The organism is Bartonella sp. TT110JLCBS, from assembly GCF_042193405.1.
GTDB lineage: Bacteria > Pseudomonadota > Alphaproteobacteria > Rhizobiales > Rhizobiaceae > Bartonella.
In genome coordinates this window covers 1-13,521 of sequence record NZ_JBHILT010000003.1, presented here as the reverse complement: position 1 = coordinate 13,521, position 13,521 = coordinate 1, and the positions used below count along the sequence as shown (strand labels likewise).

At 40.3% G+C, this 13,521-nt stretch carries 20 protein-coding genes; 17 read left to right on the top strand and 3 right to left on the bottom strand.

The annotated features are described in order from the left end of the window. Positions 1–247 precede the first annotated feature (247 nt). The 10 genes from ACFILW_RS02155 to ACFILW_RS02110 all read left to right on the top strand — a co-directional run bounded on the left by ACFILW_RS02155 (position 248) and on the right by ACFILW_RS02110 (position 5,146). Positions 248–598 carry a hypothetical protein gene (locus ACFILW_RS02155; protein WP_375685039.1) on the top strand — a complete coding sequence of 117 codons (351 nt, stop codon included), beginning with the start codon at positions 248–250 and terminating at the stop codon, positions 596–598. Positions 599–815: 217 nt separating this feature from the next. After that, positions 816–1,178, top strand: coding sequence for a hypothetical protein (locus ACFILW_RS02150; protein WP_375685037.1), 363 nt, complete (start codon positions 816–818; stop codon positions 1,176–1,178). A 230-nt stretch (positions 1,179–1,408) separates the two neighbouring features. Beyond that, positions 1,409–1,792 (top strand): hypothetical protein, encoded by a 384-nt coding sequence (locus tag ACFILW_RS02145; protein ID WP_375685035.1) that lies wholly within the window; start codon positions 1,409–1,411, stop codon positions 1,790–1,792. Then, entirely contained in the window at positions 1,789–2,940 is a 1,152-nt protein-coding gene (locus ACFILW_RS02140; RefSeq protein ID WP_375685033.1) for a DUF6990 domain-containing protein, read from the top strand. Before ACFILW_RS02145 ends, ACFILW_RS02140 begins: the two co-directional genes overlap by 4 nt. A gap of 88 nt (positions 2,941–3,028) precedes the next feature. Beyond that, positions 3,029–3,388, top strand: coding sequence for a hypothetical protein (locus ACFILW_RS02135; protein WP_375685032.1), 360 nt, complete (start codon positions 3,029–3,031; stop codon positions 3,386–3,388). Positions 3,389–3,398: 10 nt separating this feature from the next. Next, positions 3,399–3,962 carry a hypothetical protein gene (locus ACFILW_RS02130; RefSeq protein WP_375685030.1) on the top strand — a complete coding sequence of 188 codons (564 nt, stop codon included), beginning with the start codon at positions 3,399–3,401 and terminating at the stop codon, positions 3,960–3,962. Positions 3,963–3,977: 15 nt separating this feature from the next. Then, complete coding sequence (locus ACFILW_RS02125) at positions 3,978–4,154, top strand: hypothetical protein (protein WP_375631929.1); 177 nt, start codon at positions 3,978–3,980, stop codon at positions 4,152–4,154. 307 nt (positions 4,155–4,461) lie between these two features. Further along, complete coding sequence (locus tag ACFILW_RS02120) at positions 4,462–4,611, top strand: hypothetical protein (RefSeq protein ID WP_375685028.1); 150 nt, start codon at positions 4,462–4,464, stop codon at positions 4,609–4,611. Between the two features lie 83 nt (positions 4,612–4,694). Beyond that, positions 4,695–4,856, top strand: a complete 162-nt coding sequence (locus ACFILW_RS02115; protein ID WP_375622841.1) for a hypothetical protein — start codon at positions 4,695–4,697, stop codon at positions 4,854–4,856. A 140-nt stretch (positions 4,857–4,996) separates the two neighbouring features. Next, entirely contained in the window at positions 4,997–5,146 is a 150-nt protein-coding gene (locus ACFILW_RS02110) for a hypothetical protein (RefSeq protein WP_375685027.1), read from the top strand. A 383-nt stretch (positions 5,147–5,529) separates the two neighbouring features. Here the strand turns inward: ACFILW_RS02110 and ACFILW_RS02105 are convergent, their stop codons facing one another. Both ACFILW_RS02105 and ACFILW_RS02100 read right to left on the bottom strand, forming a co-directional pair. Further along, positions 5,530–6,045: a short-chain dehydrogenase gene (locus tag ACFILW_RS02105; protein WP_375685025.1), complete on the bottom strand. Its 516-nt coding sequence runs from the start codon at positions 6,043–6,045 to the stop codon at positions 5,530–5,532. Between the two features lie 18 nt (positions 6,046–6,063). Continuing rightward, positions 6,064–6,627 (bottom strand): NADPH-dependent FMN reductase, encoded by a 564-nt coding sequence (locus ACFILW_RS02100; protein WP_375613628.1) that lies wholly within the window; start codon positions 6,625–6,627, stop codon positions 6,064–6,066. Between the two features lie 579 nt (positions 6,628–7,206). Between ACFILW_RS02100 and ACFILW_RS02095 the strand changes: the two genes are divergently transcribed. From ACFILW_RS02095 to ACFILW_RS02065, 7 genes are all read left to right on the top strand, one after another. Beyond that, entirely contained in the window at positions 7,207–7,341 is a 135-nt protein-coding gene (locus ACFILW_RS02095; RefSeq protein ID WP_375685024.1) for a hypothetical protein, read from the top strand. Continuing rightward, positions 7,304–7,492 carry a hypothetical protein gene (locus ACFILW_RS02090; RefSeq protein ID WP_375685022.1) on the top strand — a complete coding sequence of 63 codons (189 nt, stop codon included), beginning with the start codon at positions 7,304–7,306 and terminating at the stop codon, positions 7,490–7,492. Before ACFILW_RS02095 ends, ACFILW_RS02090 begins: the two co-directional genes overlap by 38 nt. Positions 7,493–8,088: 596 nt before the next feature. Further along, positions 8,089–8,622 (top strand): hypothetical protein, encoded by a 534-nt coding sequence (locus tag ACFILW_RS02085; protein WP_375685021.1) that lies wholly within the window; start codon positions 8,089–8,091, stop codon positions 8,620–8,622. A gap of 807 nt (positions 8,623–9,429) precedes the next feature. After that, positions 9,430–9,600 carry a hypothetical protein gene (locus tag ACFILW_RS02080; RefSeq protein WP_375685019.1) on the top strand — a complete coding sequence of 57 codons (171 nt, stop codon included), beginning with the start codon at positions 9,430–9,432 and terminating at the stop codon, positions 9,598–9,600. Positions 9,601–9,732: 132 nt separating this feature from the next. Beyond that, positions 9,733–9,939: a hypothetical protein gene (locus tag ACFILW_RS02075; protein ID WP_375685018.1), complete on the top strand. Its 207-nt coding sequence runs from the start codon at positions 9,733–9,735 to the stop codon at positions 9,937–9,939. Positions 9,940–10,283: 344 nt separating this feature from the next. After that, complete coding sequence (locus tag ACFILW_RS02070) at positions 10,284–10,661, top strand: hypothetical protein (RefSeq protein WP_375685016.1); 378 nt, start codon at positions 10,284–10,286, stop codon at positions 10,659–10,661. Positions 10,662–10,671: 10 nt separating this feature from the next. Then, the gene (locus tag ACFILW_RS02065; protein WP_375685014.1) at positions 10,672–11,835 is read left to right on the top strand and encodes a DUF6990 domain-containing protein; all 1,164 of its coding nucleotides are present in this window, start codon (positions 10,672–10,674) and stop codon (positions 11,833–11,835) included. 930 nt (positions 11,836–12,765) lie between these two features. Here ACFILW_RS02065 and ACFILW_RS02060 read toward each other — a convergent pair. After that, entirely contained in the window at positions 12,766–13,089 is a 324-nt protein-coding gene (locus ACFILW_RS02060; protein WP_375622820.1) for a hypothetical protein, read from the bottom strand. Between the last annotated feature and the right edge of the window lie 432 nt (positions 13,090–13,521).

Below are 13,521 nucleotides of genomic sequence, written 5' to 3'. Positions count from 1 at the left end.
CTTATCATTTTGAGGCTTTATCATTTTGGGGGGGCCAGATTGACAACGAGGCATTGAGGCAAAGGGGTGGATTTTAAGGAAAAGAGATTGAAAATTTTTGAGGAAGAGGTAAGCGCCCAGTGATTACGTCGTGTGCTTGAGGAAGCTTGAGATGAGGCAATGAATGAGGTTGATCTGGGACTGAGGTTGATCTGGGACAGAGGTTTATCTTGGCCGCGTGTTTGGGCTTTCAATAGAGCGCCCTTCCTTGGGAAAAGGAAATTGTGCTATCTCTCAATTGACTTCTTATTTTCTGTGTTATCTTGCGGCTCTGGTTTTGATGGGTGATGTTGAAACCTTACACTCTTATCACAAAAGCTTTATGGAAGATGAAAGTTTGGGCTTTGAAAAAAAATATCGAAAAAATCAATTTGGGCCGGTTTTGTTGATGATTCAAATCGTCATAAAGACAAAGCAACCTCGTTACGATTTTCTTGCACCAGTTCACTTCTTCTTTGGAAAGCAGCTTATCTTCCTGAAAATAAAAAGAGCACTTAGAATTTTAGAGTCAGAGACCCAAATTTGTGCAATAGAAGAAGATATTTTTATGAAAATTTGATCGACGAGAAAAGAGAAGCCTTAAGACAATAGGGGATACACTGTGAGTGATGAAAACATGATGTTTGAAGGTGATGAAAAAAATGCACCCCTGATATTGTCTTTATAAAAGATGAGGGATACAAGCGCTTGATATTGATGAACGCTCATCCATTGTGAGGACGAAAGCTTCGGTTCATGAAAATGGCTTAGAAATTGAAACAAATGAGGGATAAAAAATGAGGGGCAATGAAAAAAATGTATCATTGGATGAAGAGTTACGGTCTTTTTCGCTGGAAGAAGCGTTTTTGACAAGCAAAAATTATAAAGTCATCTTTTGCATTGCTTTCATTGTGGCAGCTTTAAGAACGGCTCTCTTCATACCAATGTGGCTTGAGTGGAAGTTGGCGGGGTGGGAAGGGAATGTCATAACAGTTCTCTTTTGCATCGTGCAGGTTATATTAGATTTAATTTTTGTACTCATTCCTGTTGCCTTTGTGGTCCGTATCATCTTTACGCGTTTGTTGAAAAAAAAGATCGATATGTTGGATCAAGAAATCTGGCAGCGAAGAAAAACCGCTTCTCAACAAAACAGCGCGTGAAGGGCGGGCAGAAAATGAATACTGGTCTTTATATATTCTTATGCGTTGTAGGAGAGACCTTCTCTTCGTGCGATGTTTGAAGGTGATGAAAAAAAATGCACCCTTGATATTGTCTTTATAAAAGATGAAGGATACAAGCGCTTGATATTGATGAACTCTCATTCATTGTGAGGACGAAAGCTTCGGTTCATGAAAATGGCTTGAAAATTGAAACAAATGAGGGATAAAAAATGAGGGGCAATGGAAAAAATGTATCATTGGATGAGGAATTACGGTCTTTTTCGCTTGAAGAAGCGTTTCTGACACGCAAAAATTATAAAGTCATCTTTTGTATTGCTTTCATTGTGGCAGCTTTAAGAATGGCTCTTCGCTTCGTATCCATGTTGCTTGGGTGGGAAGTTGGCGGAGTGGGAAGGGGATGTCGTGGCAGCTCTCTCGTTAATTATGGAGCTTATATCATGGTTTATTTTTTTGTTTATCCCTGTTGCCTTTGTGGTTCGTATCATTTTCACGGTTCTGTTGAAAGAAAAGATCGATATGTTGGAGCAAGCACTCTGGAAGCGGAGAAAAACCGCTTCTCAACAAAACAGCGCATGAAGGGGCGGGGAAAATGATAGATATTAAAATAATGGATATTGTTGTTGTACTCTCGTGGGGTGTGGGCTTGACGCTTTTCACGCTGCTTTCTGCTGTGGTCATGATGTTTATTTGGGCATTGTATTACTCTACTTTCAAGCGGGTGAGACTGTATTGCCAAGTGACAAAAGAATTAAGCCGCGTGCTTGAACAACCTATCGCTTTTGAGCCGTCTAGTGGAGAAACGCCGATGATTAAGCTGTTATCTGAGGAAAAAGAGTTTTCTCTTTCTGATGAGGAAATCTTAACGATGGAAAGTGCAACGGCGCTTTTAAAGAGTTTGGGGTGGAAGGTGGAAATTGAGGGAAAAGGGGATCATTTGGCCACCTATTATTTACCAGATCGTGAAGTGCAGTTTCTTTATAATGCTGAGAAGGGGTATCCGCGATTTGATTGTGCAATTGCAGTGGTTTCTGGTATCCATGCGGCGGCTTGCCAAACAATAGACCCTTATAATTCTGGAGGCTTGATTGCTCTTGAATTGAGTTTTGATGTGAAGGGGTTGGAAGTTTTTGAAGAAAAGGTAAGCGTTGGATGTTTACGTCGTGTACTCGAGAAAGCTTTAGATGAGGCAATGACTGAGGTTGATCTTGGCAAGATGCTTCACTCTCAATATAGAATCCTGCCTTGGGAAAACAAAACTGTGGTCCCTCGGTTGGCTTCTTATTCCCTGCGTTATCTTGCGGCTCTGGCTTTGATGGGCGATGTTGAAACTTTACACTCTTATCAGAAAAGCTTTATGGAAGGTGAGAAGCTGGGCTTTGAAACAAGTATCGAAGAGGAGCATCTGGAACGCGCAATGGTGATTGCTCAGGCGGTAGAAAAGACAAAGCAACCCAGTTACGATTTGCTTCAACAGGCGGCAAAGGATTTTTCCATGGAGGTAGAAAGCTATGAATGTTTTAGAGCCTCAGATCCCAATTTGTGCAATAGAAGAAGAGATTCTTATGAAAAATTGATCGAGGAAAAAAGAGAAGAATTAAGGCAACAGGGATATTTTGTTTACGAAAAGGACGCGATTTGTGAGGTTGATGGAAAAAACTATCGTCCCGATATTCTTTACATAAAGGATGGGGAGTTAGAATATATGGATGTAGAAATTAGGGTTGATGAAAAAATTTATTGAGAAAAATAAAGAGTTTAGATAAATTAAAAAGAGCTTAAACCTAAAAATAATGCGTAAAAAGCGCGAAGCGTAAAAGCAGAGGGGAACAATGCAGGAGAAAAAAGCAACATTTGAAGAGTCTTTCTTTTCGGTGTCTTCAGTGGAAAGGCGCAAAGGGGTGGGACGGTGTAAAATAATAGGGCACCGCTTTTTCATCATGTTTTGTACATGCCTTATCATGATGGCTTTAGAAGTTCCTGCGGGTGCAAAGTCTCTGGTACAGCCGTTGCAATGGACAAGATGGGAAGGAATTGGTTCTCTTATTTTTCTCTTACCAGTGTTGATATGGTTTTGTCTTCTCACACCCCTTCCTATTTTGTGGGGCATTTGTCGTTTTAAAGAGCGTAAATTGGAAAAAATAAAGAAAAAACTAAAAGAAAAAATAAAGCAGCAAGAGATTAATCAATGAGGTTATACGCATGAGGAGTGAGGCTGCGGTTTTTATTTTGTTTCTGCCGATTGGATGTTTTCTTCTAAATGCAGTTACAGTTTTTGCCATTTTTGTGAATATGATTATTGTGGCGCCTTATTATTCTTTAATAAAGCGTTTGAGGCTCTATTACAGAGTGAAAAAACAAAGACGTTTGATGAAAGAACATCCACAGCGTTTTTGTTTCTTTGAAAAAAGCGGAAAAGGGAAAGAGAGAGTGCCGCAAAACTTAGCACTAGAAACAAAGATAAGTTCCTATTCGTTAAAAAAATGGCTCGCTTTTTCACGCAAAGATTATATCCTCCACGCATGCCTCTCTTTCATCATTATGTTTTTCAAAGCTTATGTCTATGTGATTTTCTTTAAAGAGATAGATGAGATCAGATTTGAATATTTTGTCATTCTCTTGCTTTTCTGGTTTTTTTTATCGGTATGTATTTTTGCAACGATCCCTGTTGTTGTGATCCTTCGTGAAATTTTAACCCATCGATTGAAAAAGAAGATTCAGCAGTTGGAAGAAGTGACTGAAGCAACCCAATCAATCAATTTATAAAGGGAAGGGGATAAAATGCATTACGAAATGGCGGCAGCTTGGACGGTGATTTTGATCATTCTGCTGGGGGGTGTTTTTAATTTTTTCTTAACAATACCCATTGTGGCACTGTATATTTCTTTTATCAAGCGTTTGATCTCGTATTACAAGGTTACCAAACAATTAAACGCAGCGCTGAAAAAGCGCATGTAGTGCTCGTGTCATGGGGGGAGGCATAAGTTTTAGATCATGCCATTGCTTCACGGCTTGGGAGGACGGCATCGATTGTTTTTCTCATTTTACGCTGATCTCTGGGGGAATGGGGTAATGGAGGAATGGAGGGGGTTTGGGGGAAAAGGGCTGATGATGGCAATGAATAGGCTGGTGATAGGTTTGTAATAGGCTTGTATAGGCTTTAATGGGGCGGTTTATCGGAAGTTTTGTTGTTTTCTGTGAATTTGCAAAATCGTAAAAACGTGAAACTGTAAAAGGGTGTGTGGTTGCTCAAGAGCTGTGACGGTTGTGGGGCGGTTGGGGAGAAGAGGGCGCCAATGGAGGTGTAAAGGTTGGATTGTGCAATGCGTCAAAATTGGAATGGGGAATTGGGGTAATGGAGGGCGTTGGGGGAAAAGGGCTGATGGCAATGAATAAGTTGGTGACAGGCTTGTAATAGGCTTTAATGGGGCGGTTTATCGGAAGTTTTGTTGTTTTCTGTGAATTTGCAAAATCGTAAAAACGTGGAACTGTAAAAAGGTGTGTGGTTGCTCAAGAGCCGTGACGGTTGTGGGGCGGTTGGGGAGAAAAGGTGTCAATGGAGGATGGTTGGATTGTGCAATGCGTCAAAATTGGAATGTGGGAATGGGGGAATGTGGGAATGGGGAGCGTTGGGGGAAAAGGGCTGATGGCAATGAATAGGCTGGTGATAGGTTTGTAATAGGCTTGTATAGGCTTTAATGGGGCGGTTTATCGGCAGTTTGCTTGTTTTCTGTGAATTTGCAAAATCGTAAAAACGTGAAACTGTAAAACGGTGTGTGGTTGCTCAAGAGCCGTGATGGTTGTGGGGCGGTTGGGGAGAAGAGGGCGCCAATGGAGGTGTAAAGGTTGGATTGTGCAATGCGTCAAAATTGGAATGGGGGATTGGGGTAATGGGGAGCGTTGGGGGAAAAGGGCTGATGGCAATGAATAGGCTGGTGATAGGTTTGTAATAGTCTTGTATAGGCTTTAATGGGGCGGTTTATCGGAAGTTTGCTTGTTTTCTGTGAATTTGCAAAATCGTAAAAACGTGGAACTGTAAAAAGGGGGGGGTGCTCAAGAGCTGTGACGGTTGTGAGAAGGGGATAAGCCCGCATGAGAAGGGTAAAAACACGTGGAGGGAATAAACTCTGAGAAGGGGATAAGCCCGTGTGAGGAGGAAAAAACGTTTGGTTTTGGAGCTGTTGATATAAGGACCGCTGTTTAGAGGCGTAAGGGAGGGGGATTGTTCGTTCTCAAAGCCTATGATGTAAGAGAGTATGGGCTATTCAAGAGGGTGTTCGGGTATGGATAGAGATTGAAGGGGCTCGGCTTCTTTGCAAAGCAGAGGTCTTGATCATAAGTTTTGTTTATTCATATGGTTTTTTATGGCATCCAGTACCTGTTGGCTTATCTCCTTATGGGTCAGCCATCGTAAACCTTTGGGCGTTGTTTTTTGTCCTAATTGAATGGGGATAAAAGCAACCTTGTTTTTGCGCGCGCAATCGATGATTATTTGATCATGCGTGTTGGAACTAAAAATATGAAGAATACATGGCGGTTTAGGCAAAAGAGCCAACTGCTCAATTAATGCGCAAGAAAATGCATAGGCGGGCGAATGAATCCATAATATGCAATATTTTAGATCATGCCATTGCTTCACAGCTTTTAAAAATTGCGCCTTTGATGCCGCACAATCATAATCCAACGACACGCACAACTGTTTGTTGTGCAATGCCTCAAGCTGGACTTTATGGGAAAGAAAGCGTGCAGCAATAATCACTTCTTGCGGCTCTAATGATTGATACAAAGGGGCAAGCATCCCTGTGCCCCCTACCACTAAATAACGATAGTGCACATCCTTTTTTTTCATGCCCCCTCCCTTATTACTTTAAATCCCACCTCGTTGCTTTAAAAATGTGTACATTTCATCAGCAAGTCTTTCACAACGGGTTTGTACCTCTTCACTTATAACTTTCCAAGTACGACCTTCATCGTCTGAGGAAAAATCTTCGTTGGAAGAGGCAATTTGACATTGGAGTGTGTAACCATAAAGCGTGTGCACCACCGGCACTAAATGTTCACACGGTTGTGCGCATTTTTTGGCCGTACTCCCATGAGAGATAAGCCCAACAGGTTTATTTAAAAAGGCATTATAGCTCAAATTATCAAGAGCATTTTTTAAAACACCCGAATAAGACCCTTGATAAACGGGGCTTGCTAGAATAACGCCATCAGCCGCGGCAATGGTTTTTACAAACTCACGGACCGCAGCACTTGGATTAGCTTCAACCTGCTGATGATAATCTGGATCTGTCATCGGCAAGGGCTGTTTACGCAAATCAACCCAATGAAGTGATGCACCCCGCTTTATGAGGCAATCCGCTAAATAATTGGCTAAAGTTCTTGTTAAGGAAGGTTGACGCACAGACCCCAAAATAATTGCTATATTCAACAGGATTCTCCTTTATCTTTTCCCCACAAGCCTATAACGCAAGGCTTATAAAGAAGTGTGAGTAAAATGGCGCGTATCAATGCTGTTTATAAAGAGCAATTGTAATGATATCGCATCATCATAGAATCAGTCCATGCTAACAAGATTGTTGACAAAACAACACCTCAAACTTGCAAGGGAATGTTAGTGCTTTCATTAATATTAAAATGCTTGATCTCAAAAGTAGCGGCTGTTTCTCTGTCTTAGAAGCGCTTTTATGAATATATTCTAAGCTATTGGCTTGCAAGAACTCTAATGAAAAATGGAATGTATCGTCATATTTTGATTTATAATGATCATTGAGCCTTTTTAATTGGAATAAGAAAGTTGTAAGATTTTCTCATTTCAAATGCTCTTATTGCGCGATCATTTGCAAATCAATGGAAGTTCCTTTTTTCATGTCTTAAGTGGGGGGCGGAAAACAATTGAGAAAAGAATAAAAATGCTTCTGTCTTTTCAAGGGATAAAGGCTATCGTAGAAGCTAGATATGGCTGTTGTAGGGGGTAGCGGTATGGCTTGTCGTAGAAGGGGTGGTGGGTATGGCTGTTTGTAGGGGGGCGGGTATGGCTGTTGTAGGGTGCAGCGGTATGGCTGTTGTAGGGGCAGAGCGGTATGGCTGTTGTAGGGGGCAGCGGTATGGCTGTTGTAGGGGGCAGTGGTATGGCTGTTTGTAGGGGCAGTGGTATGGCTGTTTGTAGGGGCAGAGTGGTATGGCTGTTTGTAGGGGGGCGGGTATGGCTGTTTGTAGGGGGCGGGCGGTATGGCTGTTGTAGGGGGCAAGCGGGTATGGCTGTTTGTAGGGGCAGAGCGGTATGGCTGTTGTAGGGGGCAAGCGGGTATGGCTGTTTGTAGGGGCAGAGCGGTATGGCTGTTGTAGGGGGCAGCGGTATGGCTGTTTGTAGGGTGCAGCGGTATGGCTGTTTGTAGGGGCAGCGGTATGGTTGTTGTAGGGTGCAGCGGTATGGCTGTTTTTTGGGCAGGGGTGGGGTTGTCGTAGGAGCCTTAGGCTAATGGGGTTGTCCGTGTTGAGGAACGAGTTATGGCGTAGCTTGTTGCAAGGGAGGGTAAGGCTATTGTAGAGGCCGCAGGGGGCGTATATGAATGGCGCCGGATTACATTTTTTATTGAAACAATAGGGGTGATAGAGTTTATAGTAAGGGGATATATTCATGGGGGCGCTATTGTTATCCTCTTCATGGGGGCTATTCATGAAATGGGGGTGGTGCGCGTTGGTTTGGAAGTGTTGAGAGATTTCTTTAAAACAAGCACGTGAATTGGCAAAACTATTGGCAACATAAATATGCAATACGAGTATTTTCTGGGGTGTTCTATTTGACGACAATGGATGCAATTGTGCTTTGAGAGATTATGCGTATCCTTATAAAGTTAGGGACAAACAGTTGTATAAAAGGGAAGAGCAAATGAAGGGGGAAAATTCCACATTTTATAACAAACGGTGCTCTCTTTTTTTTGGAAAATCATTTCGTTCTTATAAAGATCATATGATTATTTGTCTTATTTCTATCCTTGTTGGGATAGGTTATAAAGCTCTTTTGATCCCATTAGAAGCCAAGTGGTCGTTGAGTGTATCGCAGGATAGCACTCTTTTAGCGATTTTTGTGCTACGTGAAGTCATCATGGTTGTTGTTGTTGCCTCGATGCCTGTTTTATTGGTGCTTTATCTCATCTTAACGTATTTGTTGAAAAAAAGGATTCAGAATTTAGAAGAGGCTATCCAGCAACGGGGTCACACAATCGATCAACAAAATAATCCAGTAAAAAAGGATAGAGAAAAAATAAGCTGTTTTTTTATCGTATACTTTTGGTTGATATTTCTGCTAAACGTCTTTTTTCCTGCGGGTGTTGTCATGCTCATTTTAGAATTTTATTATTTTGTTTTCAAGCAGGTGAGAACGTATTGTAGAGTGAAACGGGAATTAAAACGCATAAGATAAAGAGAGTGACAAGGCGCTTTTGTCGCTATCGTAAGGGGGGAGAGGCAATGTTTGGAAGCTCGTGACACAAGAAGAGGGGATGGTTGGAAAATTATCAGGCAAAGAGGAGAGCCTATTTTCGTTTGTAATGAGGAGGATGCTCTTAATCATTTGGAAGAGCAACCACGCTTTTAGAAAATTGGGGTCTTTTGTTGAAAATAAGGGAAACACTATGCATCGCACTTTTCGTGGTTCTTAAAAGAGCGGGCATGAGATAAAGAGCGGGCATGAAATAAAGAAATGCGTTTTTCATAAAAAGGAAGAGCAATGAAGGGGAAAAATTCAGCATTTTATTCAGCATTTTATAATGAACTACGCTATTTTTTCGAAAAAAGTGTTTTTTCTGAGGAAGAGCATGTTGTCATTTGTTTTCTCTCACTCATTATTGAGCTATGGAACAGGATTTTCTTTCTTGAGCTGTGGAACAGGATTCTCTCTCTCTCATCCTTGGATAGCAAAGAGTACAGCATTTTTTCTCTTGAGCTGTGGAACAAGATTTTCTTTCTCCTATCCTTGGGTAGCAATGGGGAACGGACAGGGTGGTGGGATACACCTCTTTTTCTCTCTCTGTATGCGTTTTGGAAAGTTATTATAGTGTGTGTTTTGGTCTTATTCCCAGTTATGTTGATACTCTACATCACATTGTGGTTTTTGTTGAGAAAAAATACTCAAAAATTGAAAGAAATAAACCAGCAACGGGGTAAAATAACCGATCAAAAGGATCGATATAAAAAAGGCGATAGAGAAAAAAGGGGTGATATTCTTGTCATGATATTTGTTTTCGTGCTTATGTGTGTGACATTGGTGGTTGCTTGTATTCCCATGATGATTTTAGAACTTTATTATGGTGTCTTTAAGCAGGTGAGAACGTATCGCTGTTTAAGAAAAGAACTGAAAAACGTCTTGCAAGAACAGGATACAGCGCTTGAGAAATCATGAGAGGGAAAAAATAATGAAGAAATTATGAGAGATTCAGCCTTTATAGGGATTGCATACCATTTTGCCTCTGATATGTTTTGGTGCTCTTTCATGAGGTGTCCGTAAACATTGCTCTAAGGAGCAGTGTTGAGGATGACATTGAGTGGAAGAAAAGCCGATTATGGACCATTATTGATTAAAGGGAATAAGAGCCCTTGGGGTTTAGAGCCTAGAGTGAGTGCTTGGGACTTACTTTATCGTTTGAGGCGTGAGGAAGGAACGATTTTGGGAGCAGTTGGTCGCGGTATATGGGTTGTTTTCGTATTTTTAGGAGCCTTGTTCATTCAAGCTTTGAAATGAATTCTATTGAAGTGGGGCTGCAGGGTCATTTTCTTGAAAATAGGAGAATTTTTGGGAAGAAAAAGCTGAATTGTGACTATTGTTTACAGATTGGCGTGGTTTGAAAATCTTTATTTTTTGCAATGTGAGGAAGGTAAGAGGGTGGCAAGGTAGCAGGAATACTATAATTTTTATTATGACGTAAGCCATAACGGTCTGTGTACTTTTCTTTATTCCGGTGGTATTTGGGTTTTGCATCATCGTAATGCGTAAATTGGAAAAAAATCCAGAAACGAGAAGAGGCAATCTCTGTGTGAGAGCAAATAAGCTCTCTCGCGGGGCTTTTCAAAGAGAGAGGGGAATACATGAAGGAGCAAAATTGGGCATCAGAGCAAGAAACGCATAAAGGAGCGCATTCTTTTTCGCTCCAGCACGTGTTGCTCTCAGCAAAGGATTATAAAATTATCTTTGCTATTGCTGTTCTCATTATCATGTGGAACATGATTCTAGGAATACCAGATGTATTAAATTGGCAGCTGACAGGGTGGCAATATGTTGTGCATGCCGTTCTCCTTAAAACAACGGACATCATAATGGTCTGTGTTATTATTTTTATTCCGGTTATGTTACGGCTTCGCACCAAAGTGACGGGTGAGTTGTACAAAAATATTCAGAAACTAGAAGAAGCAATCTCGGTGCGAGAGCACATAAGCTCTCTGTCGCACGGGCTTTGTAAAGACTGAGAGGGGAAAAATGAACAGTGATCCTATAGCCGTATTTCTATTAGATCCCCTGTTCTGGGTATTTATTGTTATTTGCATGATCATTATCATGCTTGTTTTAGCTCTTTATACCTCTGTCTTTAAACGGATGAAAATGAATTTCCAAGTGAAAGGCGAGCTGGAAAGAGTGCTTAAAGAAAATGATCTTGCAACGCAGCAGTTTTGGAAAGATGAAGCCGTGGTGCAGAAGAGGCGTTTGCAACTAAAGGAAAAAGAGTTCTCTGCCGATTATGATGATGATGAAATTCTCACGATAGAAAGTGCAACAGGGCTTTTAAAAAGCTTGGGATGGTCGGTGGAAATCGAGGGAAAGGGAGATTATTTGGCAACCCTCTTTTTACCAGATCGCGAAGTGCAGTTTCTTTATAACGAGAAACGAGTGGAAGAATTTTCGCCTTTTGATCGCGGACTTTTAATTATGAGCGGTATTTTTGCGGCGGCTTGTCAGACGATTAATCCGCATAATTCTGGGGTTTTGCCAACAGTATTTATGAATTTTGTACCCAATGGATTGGAAATTTTTGAAGAAAAAGTGAGCGCCAAGCTTTTAAAGAAAGCACTCGATACAACTTTAAAATGGACAATGGAAGATGATTCTTTGCATGAAATGTTTCGCTCTCAATATGGTATTCCCCCTTGGGAAAAAGACTCTTTATCTTGGGCAACGGATGATGACATAGAGCTCGCACCTTATGCTTTGCTGCATCTTGCTGCTCTTGCCTTACTTGGTGATGTTGAGACTTTAGCTTCTTATGACGAAAGTTTTACGGCAGGGGAGAAGCTTGGCTTTGATGAAACCATTGAAAAAGTCCATTTGGAACGCGCGATGGTGATCGCTCAAGAAGTGAAAAGGGAAGGAAAGTTCAGTTACGATCTACTGGAACGGGTTGCTGAGAAGTGGTCTATAGCCATGGACTATCAGCTTTTTAGAGTGAGATCCCCTAATACGTGTAATCAAAAACGAGATTTTCATAAAAAAATAGTCGAGGAGAAAAAACAAGAATTAAGGGAACAAGGGTTTGAAGGGGTGAGTGATGAACAGTTCGTGTTTGAAGCAGAGGGGGTAAAACATGCTCCTGATATTACTTATATTAAAGATGGTAAAATCGCATTTATGGATATAAAAATTGATTAGTTTATTCTCCTGTTGAAGAAAAGCACTTTTATTTAAAAGATGTGAAAGCGTCTCAATCATGGCGCTTTCACATCTTTCTTACCAGAGCAAAATAAAGGGTTCGAAAAATCAAGAATAATAGCCAAGATTTAAAAAATAGACTGGAAATGGCTTGATCCTCAAGAATAGAGGAGAAAAATCAATTATAAATTCTACTCTCTTCTTAAAGGCGGTCTCTTTTTTGTTAGAAAATGCTCATAAATTATTGCTTATTCAAGCGGTATGAGGGAAAGGTCCATTGACTAAAGCGCTATGGGGAAGCTCTATTGACTAAAGCGCTATGGGAGGGAAGCTAGGGGGTAGAGCCTTTGTCATTTGAGGGGAGAGGAAGGCAAAAAATGGCATTTTTGAGCAGTGTTAAGGTCTTTTTCCTTTGAGGTATTTTTTGTCTTTAAGAAGTTCTTGCCAATGAAGCAGCGCTTGTTAAGTTGCAACAACGTTTCAGTATGGTGATATTGATACAAAAATTTATATGGTATTTTTGTGTTTTTCAGTCTGCTTCATGGAGAGCTGTAAGCCAATCCGATGATGTAGGGGATGCATGGTCATTTTCTTGAAAACAGAAAAATTTTTGGGAAGAACAAGAAGAACACGAGGATTGTGGACCCCTTATTAACTAAAGCGCTATGAGGAAAGGTCCGTTGACTAAAGCGCTATGGGGGGGGAAGCTAGGGGGTAGAGCCTTTGTCATTTGAGGGGAGAGGAAGGCAAAAAATGGCATTTTTGAAGGCGGTAATATTTGGATAATAAAAATAAAAACACAATAAAAATTAAATTAAAACAAAGGAAAAATTAAACTAAAAAAGGCCCTTTATAAAATGGGGCCTTTTTATTTAAATTTTATAATATATACAAAATGTATATAACTTTACTTTAAGAACTTTTTGTATCTTATATTCTAGTAGAAACAAGTTGTATGAAATATATAATAAGTGATCCTAAAAAAACAGCTATTGCATTCAATAAACTTTTTCCTTTTTCGTATATATCGTTTATTGATGCTTGTTCTGATGCGCTTCTATTACTGACTCTCAGTATATTCAATGTATCCGATGTGTCCCTTACTTGTTTAACAAACTGTAAATTTGTTTTCTCAATAGTATAAGGGGCAACAATGGGAGAGGGTTTTTTATTGACTATACGATCAGATTTTTGAATCGCGAGAGCTAAACCACTTGTAATAGCTCCCGCTATGAAAAAATATCTGATATTCATAGTTTTTCTCCTATATTTATTTCGACAAATAAATATCGATGCGTATCATATATAAAGTCGATTTAAATAACTATAGTAAAAATACAACAATCACAAAAAAGAATAAAGTTTGTCTACAAATTGACAAAATTTACCCTTAATTGCCTTAATGAATTCTTTCAGATTCGATTTTATGAAGGCACCAAAAAGTATGAAAGATCTGTAGGCAAGTGGAATCCCATAAGGTGGGTGATACAATAGTTGCTAGCAAACTTCTTTTTGTGCCTTTGACCAAGGATTCATAAAAATGAGGGTTCATAAAAATGAGATGCGATAAAAGTTGAGTAAAACCCTTGAGGGGAAGGATGCACTCTTTTTGAGGGCTAGAGTGCATCCTCTTATAGATTGGATACTGCCTTTATGAGGGTTTAAGGCGGTATTCGTTGAGGGGAA